Below are 19216 nucleotides of genomic sequence, written 5' to 3'. Positions count from 1 at the left end.
GCTGTTAGAACAATCATGAAAAACAGAAAGGAGATATTAGAATGGTTAAAAACAATAGAAAGAACAACAAAATGTCTCTAGAAGAAGCAGGAAGAAAAGGTGGAAAGACAACAGCACAAAATCATGACAAAGAATTCTATCAAGATATCGGACAAAAAGGCGGAGAAGCAACGGCAGAAACTCATGATAAAGAATTCTATGAAGATATTGGTCAAAAAGGTGGAGAAACAACCTCTAAGAATCATGACAAAGAATTCTATCAAGACATTGGACAAAAAGGCGGCGAAGAACGCAGCCGCCAAAGTAAAAACAATTCTTAACTGGGAATTAAGAATTGACCCAAGGGAAAAGGAGAGTGAATCTTCTTTTCCCTTCCATTTTTATGTTAACAAAAGATAACTATCGTTTCAAATCAAATTACTTGAAAGTTAATGATTAGCTTTAAATAAAATCGGGATGACAGGACTTGAACCTGCGACCCCTGGCACCCCATGCCAGTGCTCTACCAAGCTGAGCCACATCCCGATGTTAAGTATGTTTTTAGTATACTCTAGGACTGTTATTATTCTATCGCTAATAATGTTTAAATACAAGTTAATAGATTGATAAGAAAATCGTTCATTACAGTTTATTTTCAACAATGGAAATACCTCCTTATTAAAAGTATCCTTTAGGAAGAATATACTAACCAACGTCGGGGGGGGACGATATGGTCACAAGGTCCATGACTGTTCACAACACTGCAAACACTGAAATGTCCGTCAAGTATAACGTGACGGAGCAGATGGAAAAGGGGTGACTTGACATTTTGTAGTAGATGATCAAGTAATATATCAACACTTAGCGTCGGATGAAAATGGATGCAAACATTTAAAACAAAAAAGGAAACGGATAATCGCGCATAAATTGAGATAATAATTTGCGAAAACAGCGCTGGTAAATTCTGTATGGTTGGTTGAAAATATTGTAGTTACAACACTGATATAGAAGTGGGATGTTTTTTAAAAGGATTGATAATAGTGAAGCGACCAGCAAAAAAATAACAATAAAGCCCATGTTGTCAGGCTTTATTGTTATTTTATTTATTAGAAAAGAATTCATTAAGGACTCGTTCAATTTCTTTAAAATAGGTCCATACAGGGATAGGCTCCATAATAATAGTACTATTCTTTTCCAAAGCTTCATAATTCATATGCCAAATGTATGAATCCCCAGGTAATAAAAATTGAATTTCTTCAAATTCGCTTTCATCCTTAACGTAATTAGAAATCATCAATGATATATTATCAAATTCTTGACCATTATCTAAAAAATGTCTTGCAAAATCCCGAAAAGGTTTTGGCTGTGCTTTATCATTAGATAATGTTTCTAATACAATAGGTTCACTTTTGTGATATTCATCGACAAGTTGGTCTGAGAGTTGGAGAGGGATAGCTCCTTCAATACTAGCTTCAGAATCAGTTAGATTGTAATGATTTCTTAGAATATCGTAAAGACCATTGTTCTTATCGTGAAAATAAAAGGCATGTTTACCGTTGCTAATTCTTTGCAGCAGAACCCGCGTATGGTTGATGGAATGAATTAATAATACACTATAGTTTTCCATGTTCACGCACCGAACTTTTTTCTTGGCATGAACAAGTAAAGAAAGTAAGCTTTCTAGTCCTTTAGCTAGCTTTGAGTTTCTATTCTCATCCCAATATCCCTTTTCCTTTAATGTTGTTTCAGTTTCTTGCACAAAACGAGTGAATTCAGCCTCACCACTGACTAAACTATAGTCATTAAGAATTTGACTAGCCACGTCATTATAACCACTAAGGGAGAGGGCGGCGACTAATTCATTATTAGTTAGGGCGATTTCCTTCGTCGTTTCCAAATCGTTCACCTCTCGTATCAAATTAAAAATCTTAGCATAATTTTTAAATTAAACATACCAAATAATAATATTATTTCAATCCGACAATTAGACATATCATATTACTATAAATCAAAATAAAGTATTATCATAAACGCTTCCCAAACAACAAGTCCTGTATATAAAATAGCAAAAAGTTTATTCACCAAAAAAGGCATTTTTAAAAGAGTACAGTGAACGTGGTATGTAAGTCCAAAGAATACAATATAAAAATACTTAAAAAAATACCCCATTATAGTTTCTGAATTATCATACACATTTGCTTCATAATTTACAATAACCAGGGGAGCAAAAAGAATAGAATATAATCCTAATGGAAAACTTGCCATTAGAGATAGTATAACAAGAGTGGCAGGGAACGGGACACCCGCGCCAAGAAAGATTAAAGAAAATGTAGATAAAAAAACAACACCAATAACTAAACCTATCCATTCATTCTTAGAAAAGGGTCTATTAAAAACCTTTTCTTTTTTGTATATAGTCTTTTTTTTCCAAGTCACTATGGAAACTAGTATAAGAAATAATTCAGCAGGCAGTATAACCATTAATAATCCTACAATCTCGGAACTCCCAAGGTTTCGAAATCCGAGAGAAAAGATAATACAAATCAATAATAGAATAATATTTGATTGTATGAGAAAATACTTACCATAAGAATTTTGATTGGAATCGCTATTCAACAAATCACCTTTTCCGATATAAATTTATAAAGTATACCATTGGTGTACACCAAGTTAATTGAAAATCCCTGATAAAAACTTACCTGCCCCAGAAATAGTATCTGCTATATTATCGACCGCATCAACACCAAAATTATATATCCCTTTACCAGTATCTTCAACCCAGCGCCCAGCACTTTCACCAAGATATTTAACTTTATCTTCAAAGAATATCGATCCAACGATACCAGCCGTTGCTCCTATTGCACCACCAATGACTGTTCCTACCCCTGGAAAAATTGCTGATCCAACCATAGCTCCAACGGTAGTTAATCCAGCAACTCCCCCGTCAACTCCTAGTCCTGCAACAAATCTTCCGCTTTTTTCACCAAGAGACTTTCGGTTGTTGTCGTCACTATAAAATTCGGCTGAATTAAAACCAAATGAAAGGGCAAGCCCGACTCCTGGGATTTTTTTTGCATAGCTTTTTAATTGTTTTGCATCCGTTAACTGATCAGTGGTCCTCTTCCAATCTACTTTCATTTTGTAATCTTGCAATGCGGCATCATCAAGCACAAGTGTATTTGAGTAATTATTCGCAACTTTACCAAAGCTAATTTTATTAGTCCCTGGCTTCATGCCAATGATTTGTCTTAACATGCCGCTCGGGGTATTATTGTATTTTGATAGATACCTTTTAATAGGATTGGTTGAACCACCGCTTCCTATCTTTAATAATTTATGAATATTTTCAGCTAGTCTTGATTCATATTTTCCGTTCACTTGTTTCCACTTTGCTGAAGCCTTGATAATATAGTTACCTTTGCTATCTTGGGTTAGTTCAAGCATTCCAGTATTCAATATCGTGGCAACTATTGCTCCTTTGGCGACTTGATATGCTCCAGTCGTTTTTCCCATCAATTCTATCCAGCTAGCAACTTGTCCCTGGATGGTGGAATCCGACTGCTCTAGTGACAACTCTTCCGCATCATTTATCATTTTTTGAATCATATCTGATTCAGCATAAAAGCTTTCTATCTCTTCTAATTCAGTATCGGTTAAAAATACACTATCCTTCGTCCAAGACTCTATTTTAGATGTAAATTGAGAGAGTTCGTCCACAGTATTTTCAGAAGAATAGAGACTGGAGGTACTTTCTTTATCGAGTGTTTCGAGTTTTGTAGCCGTGTCTTCTGCATGGCTTCCAGCATTTGCAATATTTAAGTTAAAATAATAGGTAGATACTCTTCCTTCAGCAACCAAATCACTAACTTCATCGTATTGTTTGTTAATGTCATCAACAACTTCATTCGTGAAGTTGCTGAGCTCACTAAGTTTATCGATAATGTCTTCTCTGAGAAATTCTGTATGAATCACCCCTGTTTTACTTTCAAAAGATTCAACTGCACTTTTAATAGCATTTAAAGCTTGAATGTACTCTTCTAGAAGTAGGTTAAATAAAATGATGGCATTCACGTGTAGGGTTGTGAAATGCTCTTTTATAGCTTCACCGCCTTTGCCTTGAAGCGCATCATCTAAATTAATTACATTATGTATTTCATTACTTAAAGCTTCCAGCTGCTCTTGTTCCTGTTCTTTATTATCGATAAGATCATTAATTTCGTCGATGACTTCAGTTACTTTAATTATTTTCATCTTTTAGACTCCTCATCTTCACTTGAAACTGAGCTATATTTTAGCTTTTGTGGAGTTAGCATCCATTTGATGGGCTAAGCTTTCATCGGCTTCAATATATGTTTTGATATTTGACTGAATGTCTGTCTCAATTTTCAAAAGTGTTGCTTTATATTGACCTAATGCTTGGTAGTATTTATCTTCGATGGATGTTATTTTATCAAGAAAGTTTAATGTGGAAGTGGGGAATTCTGGATTTGATTTTGAGGCTGTTATATCCTCTATACACTGCTTTAACCTTTCTAAAGCCGAATTTACTTCTTCACGGTTTATTATAATTTCGGGCATGAATACCATCAAACTCCTTTAGTGGGGTATAGTTTTGTTGTGCTCTCGATTTTTTAAAAATCTATGGATAACTCTTTAATGAATTGATTCTTCAACTTCGGCGTGCAGTTCTTATTGGTTCAATCAGCAAATGTAGTCCATATTTTAGGAGGTTATTAAGCATTTGAAATGCGCGTTCTATGGATTTTGATAAAAACTAATTTCTAATTGTTTTTCTTGAATTTTATCTTCGAAGGTTCTATTTAATTCCACTAATTGAGAGGTTTTTAAGGAAATATTATCGATTAATACCTCAATTTGTAGATCAAGAATACTTTTGAATTCCTGTTCAATAGAATCCCTAATTTCTATAAATTCATTAGCATAATTACCTGCCCATGTTTCCGATGATAAGTTAGGTTGGGTGGTGAGGGTGTGCTTTTCTCCAATTTCCTCCTGATTTTTCATGATTTTTTCCTTTGATTTTTCAAGTCTAAAAATATCAGCATTATTTTCATTTATTTGCTCATTCAACATAGAAATGTCATTTTCCAAAAGCTTGATTTGATCTGCATTGTCCATAGTTATCCCTCATTAAATAGCAATAGAGTCTTTTTAAAGTTTAAAATAGAACATAAACATAAATTTAAAACTGTATAAGAGTATAAACAATATAATAACTTTTTGGAACAGATTCTATTGAAATTGAAACAATATACCTATGAAGATGGGACTTTAGCAACTAATTTGTTATGTTTCTAACAACAGGGAGAATAATCAGTTTTAATAAAGACTACTCAACTAGATTCAGTTAAAAGTAGTCTTATAGGTGAGATTTCTATATATTTTTACAAAATTTTATTTAGGAATTCTTTCGTCCGTTCTGACTGTGGTTCCGTGAATATCTTTTCTGGTTGGTCTTCTTCCACGATGACGCCTTCGTCCATGAAAAGTACACGATCACCGACTTCACGAGCGAATCCCATCTCATGTGTCACGACAACCATGGTCATCCCTTCGTGTGCCAGTTGCTTCATTACTTCTAATACTTCTCCAACCAATTCGGGATCAAGGGCAGAGGTTGGTTCGTCAAAAAGCATAATCTTAGGTTCCATAGCTAAAGCGCGTGCGATAGCGACTCGCTGTTGCTGACCTCCAGACAGCTGATCAGGGTACATGTCTGCCTTATCACTTAACCCTACTTTATCTAGCAAGGAAAAAGCACGATCTTGTGCATCTTTAGAGGAGAGATTCCTAACTTTCTGAGGAGCTAGAATAATATTTTCAAGCACCGATTTATGTGGAAATAGGTTAAATTGTTGAAAAACCATGCCAATCTCCGCTCTTAAATCATTAATGTTGTTGGTTGGATCAGCTAAATTTTTGCCATCAACGATAACATCGCCGCTCGTTAATTTTTCTAGCATATTTAAACATCTCAGAAAAGTACTTTTACCTGATCCACTTGGCCCAATCACACATAATACTTCTTTTTCTTCAACGAAACAATCGATCCCTTTTAAAACTTCAAGAGAACCGAATGATTTGTGTAAATCTTTAACTTCAATCATGTAATATCCAACCTTCTTTCAATTTTTCGCAAAATCAGTGAGAGGCTTAATGTAATCACTAAATAAAACAAAGCGACAGCCGTATAGATTTCTACCGCGTTAAAGTGATTGGCGGCAATAAGTCGTCCCTGAAAAATAAGTTCAGGTACCAGAATGACAGATAATAAGGATGTATCTTTTATACTAATAATAAATTGATTTCCAAGAGGGGGGATCATTCGTTTAAACGCTTGAGGCCAAATAATATAGCGCATTGTTTGACCATGATTCAGTCCTAGCGAACGTCCCGCTTCCATTTGTCCGTTATCCACTGATTGAACAGAGCCGCGGACTATTTCCGCAATATAAGCACCTGAGTTTAATGCGATAACAATAATACCTGCAACAATAGAATTTAAAGTTTGCCCAATAATCAAAGGCAAGGCAAAGAAAATCCAAATGGCTTGCACTAAAACAGGCGTTCCTCGTATTATCTCTATATATATTGAAGAGATACCATAGACTATTTTATTTTCAGATATTCGTCCTAGACCAAAAATCGCACCTAAAACAAATCCAATTAAAAGCCCTACAACTGAGATAAGCAAGGTATAATATAACCCTGTCATAAGTTGCGGCAAGAAATCTATTATTCCTGCCCAATTAAACCGTCCGATCATATCAATAACTCCTATTCTGTAATTTAAAAACTTAAGATGTTTCTTTAAAGTGATAAAGGGAGTAACCATAGCCGTTACTCCCTTTATAATTTAACCAGTAGTTTTGTGAAGTTTGTTCGTTGCTAAACGGGCGCCCTGCGCTTTTGTGCCGTCTAGCAAATGTGACCAGCCCCTCGAGGTCTTAAGCAATAAACCTACGTGGCAAAGGTCGCCACTGCGGTTTCTTGCTTAAGCTTGTCGGGGCTAACCGGTCACATTTGCTTTTGATCATCTAGCTTCAGCGCCCAGCAACTAGCAAACTTCAGACTCCTTCCTACGATAAGTCAACATCGATTCGCTAATCGCTCATCGTGTTTCCTTTATCTCGTCAGAAGTCTTCCAGTTTGTTCGTTGCTAAACGGGCGCTTACGCTTTTGTTTATTCCTCTCCAAACCATTTTTTGTGTATGTCGTCGTATTCGCCGTTTTCTTGGAGTGTTTCTAGGGCTTCGTTTATGGCTTCGACTAGTTCTTCATTTCCTTGTGAGATGGCGATTCCGTAATCTTCTGCTTGGTATAGGTCACCAACCATTTTGAGTTTACCTTCACCTTCAGTTTGGATGTAATAGGCTACGTTTGGTGCGTCATATAAAATCGCATCGACGCTTCCGTTTTCGACGGCTAAATAAGCTTGATCGAGTTGTTCATATTGGTTTGCTTCAGCACCTCCTATGTTTTCCTCGATAAACGCAGCACTTGTTGAACCTAGACGAGTTGCTACTGTCAATCCATCCAAATCTTCAATTCCGTCAATAGAATCATTGTCTTCCGCTACAGCAAGGCGTAAACCTGATTCATAGTATGGATCACTATAATCTATTTTTTTTGCTCTTTCTTCCGTAATCCCAATTCCTGCTATGGCAATATCGAATTGTCCAGTTTGTAAGCCAGGAATTATTCCGTCAAAGTTTGTTGTTTCGAAATCAATTTTAAACCCGGCTTCATCTGCAATCGCGTGAATAAGATCAATATCAAAACCTACATATTCACCATCTTCTTTAAATTCAAATGGGACAAACGATGTATCACTTACGACAGTATACTCATCTTTTAGAGCGCTCCCATCTGCACCACTTGCTGCGTCATCATCACCACAAGCTGTTAGTCCTAATACAACAAATAAGGAAACAAACAGCATAGCAATTAATTTCCAATTTCCTTTTAACATAAAATAATGTTCCTCCCTAAATTTCTATGTACCTTAAGAATATTCTGAACCCTATATGAACATGCATACAGAACCCCACTTGTTTAAAGTGGGGCTCCTGAATATATAATCTTAACTTTCAACTAGTGGATAAACGCCATCTTTATCATGTGTTTCTTTTCCAGTTAATGGAGGGTTAAAGACACAAATCATTCGCATGTCTTTTGTTGCACGTAAATAATGTTCATCGTGTTGGTCTAGGGCATACATTGTTCCATCTTTAATTGGATAGACCTTCCCGTCGGAGATTGTTTCGATTTCTCCTTCACCGCCAACACAGTAAACAGCTTCTAAATGGTTTTTATACCAAATATGAGTTTCTGTTCCTGCGTAAATAATTGTATCGTGAAATGAGAAGCCCATATTGTCATTTTTAAGTAGTAAACGACGGCTTGCCCACGTTTCAGCTTTTGTTTCTCTTTCTGTATCTAATATATCCTCTAAGTTTCTAACAATCATTAAAAATTTCCCCCAGTTATTTATTTAAAACAGTTTTTATACTTTCTTCGACAATGTCAAAACCTTCTTTTAAGCCTTCTTCGTCAATTGTTAAAGGCGGTAAGAACTTGAACACTTCATCACTTGGACCGGATGTTTCCATGAGTAGCCCTCTGTCAAATGCAGCTGCGCAAATTTCTCCAGCAACATCATCAACACCACAGGCCACACCTTGCATTAAGCCGCGACCACGCTTTTCAGCTTTAAGTTCTTTATATTCGCTAACTACATGGTTAACAAATTCACTCATTAACTCAGCTTTTTTATCAATTTCTTTCGTGAACTGATCATCTTCCCAGTAAGACAAAGCCTCAGTTGCAGCAATAAATGCTAAGTTATTACCACGGAATGTTCCGTTATGCTCAGCAGGCCCCCAAATGTCATGTTCACGCTTAAATAAGGTTATAGCCATTGGTAATCCATAACCACCAATCGATTTTGAGAGACAGACGATATCTGGCTCAATACCTGCTCTTTCAAAACTGAAGAAAGTTCCAGTCCGTCCACAACCCGCTTGAACATCATCAATAATCAATAGTATGCCGAATCTTCTGCATACTTTTTCAATACTTTGCAACCATTTATCGCTAGCCGCGTTAATGCCACCTTCACCTTGTACAGTCTCAAGAATGATGGCGGCTGGTAAAGAAACGCCACTGCCACTATCTTCTAAATAACGCTCTATATAATCAATCGAGCTATCATCGCTCAAATAATTTTCAAATGGAAAAGAAATGCTATGACTCAGTGGAACCCCTGCACCTTTACGTTTAGAGGCGTTACCTGTCACAGATAAGGAACCAATTGTCATACCATGAAACGCATTAGTAAAACTGATGACTGTTTCGCGTCCAGTCACTTTTCTGGCTAGTTTTAGAGCGCTCTCAACGGTGTTTGTTCCAGTTGGGCCAGGGAACATCACTTTGTAGTCAAGATTTCTAGGCTTTAAAATGATTTCATTGAAACGCTTTAAAAATTCGCCTCGTGCGTTCGTCGCCATATCTAAGCTATGAGTAATTGAATCCTCTTCGATATATTCAATAAGCAGCTTTTTCATGGCATCATTATTATGTCCATAATTTAACGTACCGGCACCTGCAAAGAAATCAATATATTCTTTGTCGTGGTTATCCCATACCCGGTAACCTTTTGCTTTTTCAAATACAGTTGGAAAGCTCCGGCTATAACTTCTAACTTCGGATTCGTGCTTTTTAAAAACATTCAAATCGACTTTAGGTTTATCCGTAACAGTTGACATTAAGTTTACATACCTCCAAAATTTTTTAACCTTCAATTTGTATTTAATTTACTTTTTTAAAAAGGTCCAATTCGATATGTCATTTCAGGCTCGTGTGAAGAGTCTGGAAATTGTTCCTCTGAAAAGCATTCGGAAATATTACAATCGGTTTTTAGTTTTTTCGCAATACCCTTAAATAGTTTACTAGATGGTATGTTATTCGGTGTGACTGTTGCTTCCAAGTAACATACATCATTACTCTTTTGCTCATCAAGCAGTGTTTCGATTAGTCTAGTGGCTAGTTTTTTGCCACGATGTTTAGGGTCAACAGCGACTTGCCAAACAAATAAAGTGTTTGGTGAATTCGGTTGCAGAAAGCCAGTTACAAATCCAATTAGCTCATGATCAAGTTCAGCAACGATAGATGATTTGCTGAAGTACTTTCCCCACATCAAATAGCTGTAAGAAGAATTGACATCAAGCACTTTGGATTCTTCAACAATGCGGAACATTTCACTTCCGTCATCCGCTGTTGGTTCTCTAAACGTAATTTTTTCGGCAACACCTACACCTGATGAAGCATTTTGAACGACCTTTGTAATTACAGTTCACCTCCCGTGAATTTAAGCATATATAAATCATAAGGGGATTGATTTTTAAAATCAAAATGGGTTAACTCGCTTCAGCTAGTTTTAAAACCGATAGGACATCATTAAATTAAGATAATACCTAATTTTCAGCGAATCCCTACCATATCTTCTGAATTAGAGGAGGACTTCATTGTGGTAAAGAATGTAAAAGAAGACTAAAAAGTGGAATGATACCATTATTTATCTAAGAGATAAACAACAATAAATTTTATTCTGAAATAAAAGCATTATTAATATAAGGATCATTTGAATGTGAAATTCAATAAGTATACTCGAATAGACAAGCCCAATCACAATAAACCATTAAACTAGGCAATCAAAATATTAAGACAAGTGATAAAAGATGGAGAAATCCCATTTCATTGGATAAAATATGTTATACTAGTAGTAGAAAGATACTATGTATATCTGAGGAGGGCTTACGATGCGTAGAAGAATTCTTGTTGCTTATGATGGATCATTGTTAAGCCGAAATGCGATCCAGGAAGCAAAGTGGCAAGCCAGGGAAAAAACCAATTCTGAAGTTCATCTTATATCTGTAATGAAAGCAACTGGTCCGAAGACAAATGCTCAGATTTCAAGAAACATTAGTAATGATTTAGTTGAAAAATTTCGCCCACAAATGGAAATGATTAAAGAAGAATTCGAACGGGAAAACATACCAATCATAGTCGATATTTTAGTTGAAGAAGACAACGTAAATCCAGGTGTGAAAATTTGTAAGTATGCCGAAAACAATCAAATCGATTTAATCATTCTCGGTAGTCGTGGGTTAGGTAATATTAAAAGAATCTTTCTCGGCAGTGTAAGTAACAATGTCGTGCAAAACGCAAGATGTCCAGTGTTAGTTATCAAATAATACAGTTTCTATATTCAGCCCCAAGTTAAGGCTTTTTTTGTTCGCCCATGCTGGGCGAACAAAAAAAGAGTGGACAATTTTATCCACTCTGGCAATTGATATTGTAAAAAGTCCTTAATTAGTAATTATCTAGAATTAGATTGTAAGATGTAATCTTTCGATGATTATATCTTTTAGAGACTACTAATATAGAATCTAATTTGATTGACTGTTTTAAAATATATTGTAATATTTAAAACTTAGCGCCATACATAACTTTCCATATCGGCCAAATTAGAATTATGATACATACGATCGGTCTCCATATAAGTAATTGGTCCAACAACCTCATAAGCTACCTGATTTGCATAATTTCCTAATTTATTGGTACCAACTGAAAAAGGGTTATATTGGCTTATAATTACGGTTTTACATTTAGTGCATTGACTAACTTGGCCATTATTTAAGACTCTTTTTCCATCTATATCCACAAATCCAGTACCCTTCCTACCATGGTGTGTTTACCACCACCAGGACAAGGTACATACTGTAATGAACTTTCACTATTACTGTTGTTCAACTTACTAACATTATTGTCATTATAATTGCTATTCGCACCATCCGCATAAGCCGGTGTAGAAACTGTAAACATTAAGGCCAAAGTAACCATAAAGAATAAATAAGATGTTTTCTTCATTTAAATACCTCCACAAATAAAATTTTAATGATTATAAAACTCTAGTAATCCATTATCCTCCAAGATTTTGACTTTACCTACCTTTCCTCCCTTCATTTGTACTTTGCCATCTATGTTTAATTCATCGCTGTTTCCACCTTTAAGTAAATCAAGGGTGACTGTAAATTCGTAATGGTTCTTATTCGATTTACTTTTTCCAATATCAATATTGCTCACCTTCATTCGATAATCAGCTACATAAGCTGCGATCAAATACTCTAAAGCAATTGTTCCTATATACTCATCATACATATTATCAGCAATGTAAGTTCCAAATTTCTTTTCTAGATATTTGTCCAATTCAGTTTGTTCAATACCAGTATATGTATCTTCTTCTCCGTTTTGTCCAATGAAATCTATATTGTCTGTTGAATCTATTAATTCTATTAATTCATCTTCTGGGCCATTAAACTGTTCATTTAAAATAGAATTGATATTTTTAATTTGTTCTTCATCACTTGTATCGCACCCCATAAAAAGCATGGATATACTTAAAGTTAAAATTACTAGCTTTTTTGATAAACACCTCATTCTAATGCTATCTCCTTTCTTATACATAATAAGTTTGTTTCAATTAACATAGAATTAATTTTTGGTATCATATTATCATTATTAATAATTGTTGTTAAATTCAAAAAAGACTGTTTATTATTATTACTTCGGCTTGGAAATGTGTTATTTAACATTGTTGTTTTATTTGGTCGAATTTTGAAGTTTTTCAACGAGTGCTAAACTAAATTTATTATACTTAGTTGGCAGGTGATGGTGTCGGTGGTACTTTGTCACCTGCTATTCTGATTACATTTTTTGGAAAAGATATTCGAGTACGGGACTTATCGCTACAATCATTTCGGGATTTCTCTTCACGGTGTTCTGGATCAGTTCCGGCCTTGATGAAGTGATGACATCTCGATTTACAACCTTTTTCGTCGCTGCGATTTTTGGTATCGTATTCAGCTACTTGTTCCCAGATAAAAAAACAAATGACACTTAATCTAATTTACACTTGAAAAATATAGAAATCTCCTCAATAATGTTTATAGTAGGCGGAATAGTCAACCTATTAAGACGACAATTACATTATATTATAAAGTAGAGGAGGCATAAAATGAATACACACAAACCTGCAGGATTTTGGATAAGGTTTTTGGCAACACTTGTGGATGGTATCCTTTCATCTGTATTAGCATGGATTTTGTCCATTCTTATGAATGAAAATGCTAGCCAATCGATTAATAATTCACTCACTCAGTCACCCGACGAGATGGCACTTACATTCGAAAATTTAGTTTCACCTTCTGATTCAATTGCTAATTTGCTCTACGCTATTATCTTTGTCATTATATTCACGGCTACTCAGTTCAGAGGGTCACCAGGTAAATTACTTTGCCGGATTCAAGTGGTAAATCCAGATATGACTCAAATCGGCATCGGGAAATCCATAGGTCGCTACTTTTCATATATTCTCTCGGCTATCCCACTAATGATTGGATTCATGTTAGCTGGTTGGACAAAAGACAAAAAAGCACTACACGACATGATTTGTAATACAAGAGTCGTGTACCGAGATTAGTGTTTAAAAAGTAGGAGTGAATTTAAAAACACCAAGATAGTAAACCCAAATGAATAATAATTGCAGTTTTAATTATTTTTCAATAAATCCTCTTGAAATTGATTGTAACGAAAGGCGGCGACTCCAGCGGGAATAGCACGAGTCTGAAGACCCCGCAGAGTGGTTTTCTCGAGGAGGCTGAAGCCGTGCCCGCGGAAAGCGTCCGCGTGTAGTGGAAATCAATGGTATCTCCACATCATAAAATATTTGGGTTTTGCTGCCGTCTTAGTTATGAACTTGATTTCAGTAATTTAAAGATCGAATCTACCCCTTTTGTGGATTCGATCTTTTGATGTTGTTATCATTAGAGCTACATATCTTGATTGCAAAGATACTTTGCCATTTATTAAGATAAGATATTTAAAAGCGGTGAATATTGAATGGAGGTTAGATAATGGATAAAAAACGTTGGTTTGCTCTACTCGGAGCGGCTGTTCTATTTATTGTTTCTATTATTTCTCAGATTGGGACAAGCGCAATAGCAGCAGACTGGGATGATGTATTAAAATTAAATGAATTTAAAGAGGAAGTAGTTGAAGAAGGATTAGGAGATCATAAAATTGTCGTTGCGAATCTTGAAGGCGTCATCCAAGATTTAGGAGAAAATCCCTTTCTTAATACAGGTTTGAATAATTATAATCGCCTTTTAAAAGTATTAGATAATGCAGCAGAAGATGATACGGTCGATGGCATTATCGTTAACGTCGATTCACCAGGTGGTGGAGTTGTGGAAAGTGCAACCATCCATGACAAGGTAGTGGAAATACAAGAGGACTATGATAAACCAGTTTACGTGACAATGGGGAATACAGCTGCCTCAGGTGGGTATTACGTCGCTGCGCCGGCTGAGAAAATCGTTGCTCATCCGGCAACACTTACCGGTTCAATTGGAGTCATCATGGAGTCGATTAATTTTAGCGACTTAGCTGATGATTTTGGAATTGACTTCAATACGATTAAAAGTGGTAAGCATAAAGATATCATGTCGCCATCTCGCAAAATGACAGATGAAGAAAAAGATATTTTGCAATCAATGATTGATGAAATGTACGATGAATTTGTTCAAGTCATTGTCGATGGACGGGACATGTCTGAATCAGAAGTAAGACGTCTAGGCGATGGAAGAGTTTATACAGGTAAACAAGCTCAAGAAAATGAGTTAGTCGATGAGCTTGGTTCATTAGAAGATACGATTGCTATGATGGAAGAGGATTACGGCTGGGATGATTCCTTGGTTGTAGAATATGAACCAAGCTTTGCCTTTGATTCATTTTTCGGGATGCAAGCTAAAAATATATTTGGTAAAGAACAAGATTTATTCCAAGTTCAAGACTTGCTAAGAGAATCGAACGCTCCACGAGCTATGTATTTATATTCTGAATAAGGGGGTGCCGTCATGGATGATACACAAAACGTTGTATTGACGAGAGAAGAAGAACATAACGAACGCCCAGCCGGTTTTTGGATGCGTTTTTGGGCATATACTGTAGATATAATTATTGTGTGGAGCGTGAATGGGATCCTTTTAAGTCCGTTAAAATTTGTGAATGATGGGGCTTCGGTTGATATTGGTTTTTGGACGTTGGCCGGGATTATGAGCACAATCATTTTATATTTGTATTTCGTATTAATGACGAAGTTTTACGGTCAGACGGTTGGAAAGATGATTTTTGGTCTCAAAGTCATTCGTAAAGACTATGAATCATTAAAATGGAGTGATCTACTTTTCAGAGAAGTCGTCGGCAGATTTTTATATCGTGTTATAGGTATATTAACACTACTTTATGTCGTTGTAGCTTTTGATCCCTTAAAACAAGGCGTTCACGATATGATTGGTGACACTCGAGTTATTCACGTGCAATAATAGTCGCCTGCGAGCAATGGTCATTCACAAAATGTAAAATCCGAACATACTCGAAGCATTTAAAATGAACTTCGATTGTGTTCGGATTTTTTCGTTCCATCTTAAGGCGGAGAAGAAATCCAACTTAGGTATCTTAACGAGTTTTTGTGTTTGAGTTAGTCTTGTTATATCAAGTTAATTTTGATTTTTTCAAAAATGATGAATCCTTTTTGAAACTTTAACGTAAGAAAAGCAGTGATTTTAAATAAAATGAAGGGAGTTGGTGGTTATTTTTAGGTTTCTTCTCAAACGAAAGATTATTGTCGGACTCTTTGTGTCATTTATTTTGATATTTGGATTATATTCATTTATGAAATTAGACAAAGAACTTTTTCCGAAAATAACGTTTGACCAGGCTATGGTTTTAATTGAAACGGACGATATGCCTGCAACAGACGTGGAAAAGATGGTAAGTGAACCAATCGAGAAAGCTCTCGATGATATAGAAGGGGTCGATAATTACGAATCATCATCGACTATTGGAAATAGCGTTTTTTCCATTATGATGAAGCAAGATAAAGGGGAAGAGGTTACAAAAGAAATTGAGAGTACAATAACAGGAATGCAAGATCAGCTACACGGTGTCAGCGACATCACTGTTATGCAAGTATCAACAGAAAATCCATATGAATTTAATATAAATGTCTCTGGTGAAAGCATTCAAGAAATGAGTGACTTTTCATCAAATATATTAAAACCGCGACTTGAATCACTGCCGGAAGTTCGTGAAGTGGCGCTAGCAGGATTAGAAGAAAAAGAAATAATTGTCAAATTAAATAGTGAAAAATTAACTGAATTTGGCATTCAGCAGGAGGATGTTATACATACAATTCAACAAAATAACGTTAATGAATCTATTGGTGAATTTGAAAATGATAAGGATTCAACAATACGCTGGAACACGACATTAGAAACAGCAGACGATATAAAAGAAATTCAGCTCCAAACATCTGAAGGCCTTAAGCCGATAACGGATGTCGTGGATGTACGAGAGGAGACTAGCGAACAAGCACAGTTAGCGTGGAAAAACGGCAATCCTGATTTTATCCTTGTGCAAATTGGTCGCTCAAACGGTGCCACTCAGATTGATATGACAGAAGCTGTAAGATCTGAAGTCGAAGCAATAAAACAGGAAGACCTTCAAGGTAATCTTAAAATAGAAGAAATTGCTGCGCAAGCTGATTATGTATCAAATGCTATTGACGGTGTATCTGGAAACATAATTATTGGTGGGCTGATTGCTATTATTGTGCTCATGCTGTTCCTAAGAAACACAAGGGCGACATTAATAGTCACGCTTTCAATTCCCTCTTCAATATTACTAACCATTTTAACGATGGGTGTTATGGATATTAGTTTGAACTTAGCAAGTTTGATAGGACTAGGGCTTGGAATAGGAATGATGGTTGATGCTTCAATTGTTGTTCTTGAATCCATTTATAAGAAAAAAGAACAAGGTTATCCCAATGTGAAGGCAGTGATTGACGGGACAAAAGAAGTGGCTACAGCAGTCATCTCATCAATGCTGACAACGATTGTTGTCTTTCTGCCCATCGCGATATTAGATGACGATATTGGAAAAGTTGTTTTTACATTAGCAATCGTGGTGGCCATCACACTAATAAGTTCCATGCTGATCTCGTTTACGCTAATTCCAGTTATGTCAGAAAACTTTTTAAAGCTTAAAATACGTAAACAAAAGAAAATTAGCAGAGCTAAAAAGACAGGATTGATTGAGAAATACGGTCATATACTTCGATGGCTAACAAAGAAAAAACGACGTCGGTTTAGCGTGATCAGTTTATTTATTATCGTGTTTGTTAGTTCGTTTTTCTTGTTAACAAAGATTCCCATGTCGGTAATGCCAGATATTTTCGATCGTTATTCTGAACTTATTGTTGATCTCGATTCGGGTGTCACCCCACAAGAACGGGCTGAAATTGCTGAAGCAGTTGATACGAAAATAAAAAAGGTTGAAGATGTAGAAACAAATATTGTGATTGATAATATTGATAGTCTTGTAACCATAATAAATATGACGCCTGAAGAAGAAAAAACGGTGGAACAACATGAAATAAATGAAAATATTTTGCGTGGCTTGCGAGAATTAGAAGAAGATTATCCGATTTTAAGTATAAGCACAACAACAGAAGAGGGTGGCTCATTACCAGTTCAACTTGAAGTGGCTGGTGATGATTTTGATACACTACAAACTTTAGGAAACGACTTAGCTGGTCAACTGCGGAAAATCGATGGCATCAGTTTCACAAAATCTGAAGCAGATGAATTAGATGAAGAGATGGCTATTGTGCTGAAACATAAACAATTAGAAAAAGATGATTTATCTACTGAAGCGATTTATCAACAAATGCATGGTTTGTTTGCAAAAGTTCCTATCGGTGACGTTCTAAAGAATCAAAAGACAACACCAATATTCCTTGAAAATGATGTAACTATTGGAGAAAGTGACGAATTATTAGCACATGAAATAATGACACCACATGGAAAAGAGGAGCTTTCAAAATATATAGCACTTGAAAAAGTGTCTGCTCCAACACAAATTGATCGAAAAGATGGTACCCGTTATATACGAGTTCTTGCAGATATTGAAGGACGTGACTTAGGGGCGATTAATCGTGATATACAACAACTTATTAAAAATTTTAAGACTGACGAGGGCTATTCAGTTGCTGTCAGTGGAGATTTACAGCAGCAACAAGACATGGCAACAGATTTAATAATTATTTTTGGAATATCATTATTCCTTGTTTTTGTAGTTATGGCTATTCAATTTAACAGTCTAAAACATCCATTGATTATTTTATCGATCATTCCGCTGACTATAACTGGGGTGCTTGTAGGTCTTTTTGTCACTCAGAAAGAGTTAAATATCATGTCTGGCATTGGTGTGATTATGCTCGTCGGGATCGTTCTTAATAACGGGATATTGCTAATTGATCGAATCAAACAGCAAAGAAACAATGGCGTGAATGTGGATGATGCGATGGTAGATGCTGGTAAAGACCGGATTCGTCCGATCTTCATGACAACATTGACGACTGTTGGTGGCATGCTCCCTCTTGCATTTGCAACAGGTGCATCGAGTGGGTATCAATCGCCTTTAGCTGTCGTTATCATTTCAGGTCTCTTGTTTTCAACATTCATCACCTTACTACTGATCCCAGCAATATATCTGACATTTGAAGATATAGGCAACGGATTGAAGAGACTTTTTAATCCTAAGAAGAAAGTTGATATAGTTGAAAATAAAGATATGCATGCATAGTAGATAAATCTATGGGAACAATTGGAATACTAATCTATAAAGGAAAAAAACCGAGTTATGACTTGATGTTAATTGTCATTGTTCGGTTTTTTGTTTTATTCATTTCTCCAGCGTAGGAAAAACATGAAGACTCCTGCAGGAGATGAGCTTAGATGAGACCCCGCAGAGCGTTAAAGATGAGGCCGACTAAAACCGTCCTTTGCGGACAACGTCGGCATACCCCTTGCCGGGGCAAGGAGGCTCCGCAGCAAAGAAGAATGAACTACAATTCTCTCCCCTGCGGAAAGCGAAATGTGCGGTAGGGTACATAATTATTCTTAATTTGGTAATGCATACAACGTATTGTCCTAATCTTGTTTCAATAGATGGTTGTTATTCGCAAATATCTGAACTATAATAAAAGAGAGAATATTCACTTATAAACAGTCACCAAAAATAATGGGGT

At 35.9% G+C, this 19216-nt stretch carries 19 protein-coding genes, 1 tRNA gene and 1 pseudogene; 6 read left to right on the top strand and 15 right to left on the bottom strand.

Annotated elements, in window-relative coordinates:
- Nucleotides 1-41: 41 nt before the first annotated feature.
- Nucleotides 42-296, top strand: a pseudogene (locus tag KQI49_RS02365) (KGG domain-containing protein); the annotation flags it as partial.
- Nucleotides 297-451: 155 nt separating this feature from the next.
- Here the strand turns inward: KQI49_RS02365 and KQI49_RS02360 are convergent.
- The 12 genes from KQI49_RS02360 to ectA all read right to left on the bottom strand — a co-directional run bounded on the left by KQI49_RS02360 (nt 452) and on the right by ectA (nt 10297).
- Nucleotides 452-525, bottom strand: a tRNA-Pro gene (locus tag KQI49_RS02360).
- A gap of 553 nt (nt 526-1078) precedes the next feature.
- Complete coding sequence (locus KQI49_RS02355) at nt 1079-1876, bottom strand: hypothetical protein (RefSeq protein WP_216486483.1); 798 nt, start codon at nt 1874-1876, stop codon at nt 1079-1081.
- Nucleotides 1877-1980: 104 nt separating this feature from the next.
- The gene (locus tag KQI49_RS02350) at nt 1981-2460 is read right to left on the bottom strand and encodes a hypothetical protein (RefSeq protein WP_216486481.1); all 480 of its coding nucleotides are present in this window, start codon (nt 2458-2460) and stop codon (nt 1981-1983) included.
- 189 nt (nt 2461-2649) lie between these two features.
- Nucleotides 2650-4230 carry a T7SS effector LXG polymorphic toxin gene (locus KQI49_RS02345; RefSeq protein ID WP_216486479.1) on the bottom strand — a complete coding sequence of 527 codons (1581 nt, stop codon included), beginning with the start codon at nt 4228-4230 and terminating at the stop codon, nt 2650-2652.
- A 33-nt stretch (nt 4231-4263) separates the two neighbouring features.
- Entirely contained in the window at nt 4264-4557 is a 294-nt protein-coding gene (locus KQI49_RS02340; protein ID WP_216486477.1) for a YwqI/YxiC family protein, read from the bottom strand.
- 177 nt (nt 4558-4734) lie between these two features.
- Nucleotides 4735-5118: a YwqH-like family protein gene (locus KQI49_RS02335; protein WP_216486475.1), complete on the bottom strand. Its 384-nt coding sequence runs from the start codon at nt 5116-5118 to the stop codon at nt 4735-4737.
- Nucleotides 5119-5384: 266 nt separating this feature from the next.
- Nucleotides 5385-6107 carry an amino acid ABC transporter ATP-binding protein gene (locus KQI49_RS02330; RefSeq protein ID WP_216486473.1) on the bottom strand — a complete coding sequence of 241 codons (723 nt, stop codon included), beginning with the start codon at nt 6105-6107 and terminating at the stop codon, nt 5385-5387.
- Entirely contained in the window at nt 6104-6766 is a 663-nt protein-coding gene (locus tag KQI49_RS02325; protein WP_216486470.1) for an amino acid ABC transporter permease, read from the bottom strand. Before KQI49_RS02325 ends, KQI49_RS02330 begins: the two co-directional genes overlap by 4 nt.
- A 417-nt stretch (nt 6767-7183) precedes the next feature.
- Complete coding sequence (locus KQI49_RS02320; RefSeq protein WP_216486468.1) at nt 7184-7972, bottom strand: transporter substrate-binding domain-containing protein; 789 nt, start codon at nt 7970-7972, stop codon at nt 7184-7186.
- A 111-nt stretch (nt 7973-8083) separates the two neighbouring features.
- Complete coding sequence (locus KQI49_RS02315; RefSeq protein ID WP_216486466.1) at nt 8084-8470, bottom strand: ectoine synthase; 387 nt, start codon at nt 8468-8470, stop codon at nt 8084-8086.
- Nucleotides 8471-8486: 16 nt separating this feature from the next.
- Nucleotides 8487-9767 carry a diaminobutyrate--2-oxoglutarate transaminase gene (gene ectB / locus KQI49_RS02310; protein WP_216486464.1) on the bottom strand — a complete coding sequence of 427 codons (1281 nt, stop codon included), beginning with the start codon at nt 9765-9767 and terminating at the stop codon, nt 8487-8489.
- A gap of 56 nt (nt 9768-9823) precedes the next feature.
- Nucleotides 9824-10297, bottom strand: a complete 474-nt coding sequence (gene ectA, locus KQI49_RS02305; protein ID WP_371817512.1) for a diaminobutyrate acetyltransferase — start codon at nt 10295-10297, stop codon at nt 9824-9826.
- A gap of 523 nt (nt 10298-10820) precedes the next feature.
- Here ectA and KQI49_RS02300 point away from each other — a divergent pair.
- The gene (locus tag KQI49_RS02300) at nt 10821-11255 is read left to right on the top strand and encodes a universal stress protein (RefSeq protein ID WP_216486461.1); all 435 of its coding nucleotides are present in this window, start codon (nt 10821-10823) and stop codon (nt 11253-11255) included.
- Between the two features lie 239 nt (nt 11256-11494).
- Here the strand turns inward: KQI49_RS02300 and KQI49_RS02295 are convergent, their stop codons facing one another.
- From KQI49_RS02295 to KQI49_RS02285, 3 genes are read right to left on the bottom strand one after another with little or no spacing between them, the layout of a single operon-like run.
- Nucleotides 11495-11725 carry a hypothetical protein gene (locus tag KQI49_RS02295; RefSeq protein WP_216486459.1) on the bottom strand — a complete coding sequence of 77 codons (231 nt, stop codon included), beginning with the start codon at nt 11723-11725 and terminating at the stop codon, nt 11495-11497.
- Nucleotides 11716-11931: a hypothetical protein gene (locus KQI49_RS02290; RefSeq protein ID WP_216486458.1), complete on the bottom strand. Its 216-nt coding sequence runs from the start codon at nt 11929-11931 to the stop codon at nt 11716-11718. The genes KQI49_RS02295 and KQI49_RS02290 overlap by 10 nt, the downstream gene beginning before the upstream one ends.
- Before the next feature lie 24 nt (nt 11932-11955).
- Complete coding sequence (locus KQI49_RS02285) at nt 11956-12501, bottom strand: hypothetical protein (RefSeq protein WP_216486456.1); 546 nt, start codon at nt 12499-12501, stop codon at nt 11956-11958.
- Nucleotides 12502-13078: 577 nt separating this feature from the next.
- On the opposite strand from KQI49_RS02285, the gene KQI49_RS02280 reads away from it, so the two are divergent.
- The 4 genes from KQI49_RS02280 (at nt 13079) to KQI49_RS02265 (ending at nt 18771) form a co-directional block, all read left to right on the top strand.
- The gene (locus KQI49_RS02280) at nt 13079-13543 is read left to right on the top strand and encodes an RDD family protein (protein ID WP_216486455.1); all 465 of its coding nucleotides are present in this window, start codon (nt 13079-13081) and stop codon (nt 13541-13543) included.
- Nucleotides 13544-13976: 433 nt separating this feature from the next.
- Nucleotides 13977-14966: a signal peptide peptidase SppA gene (gene sppA, locus KQI49_RS02275; RefSeq protein WP_216486453.1), complete on the top strand. Its 990-nt coding sequence runs from the start codon at nt 13977-13979 to the stop codon at nt 14964-14966.
- 12 nt (nt 14967-14978) lie between these two features.
- A complete protein-coding gene (locus KQI49_RS02270) occupies nt 14979-15446 on the top strand; it encodes an RDD family protein (protein WP_216486450.1) in 468 nt (155 codons plus the stop codon).
- Between the two features lie 262 nt (nt 15447-15708).
- The gene (locus tag KQI49_RS02265; protein WP_216486448.1) at nt 15709-18771 is read left to right on the top strand and encodes an efflux RND transporter permease subunit; all 3063 of its coding nucleotides are present in this window, start codon (nt 15709-15711) and stop codon (nt 18769-18771) included.
- Nucleotides 18772-19216: the final 445 nt, after the last annotated feature.

The sequence above is a fragment of the Virgibacillus sp. MSJ-26 genome (assembly GCF_018918075.1).
Taxonomy (GTDB): Bacteria; Bacillota; Bacilli; order Bacillales; family Amphibacillaceae; genus MSJ-26.
The sequence above is the reverse complement of the archived record's forward strand: the minus strand, read 5'-3'. Positions and strand labels throughout refer to the sequence as shown.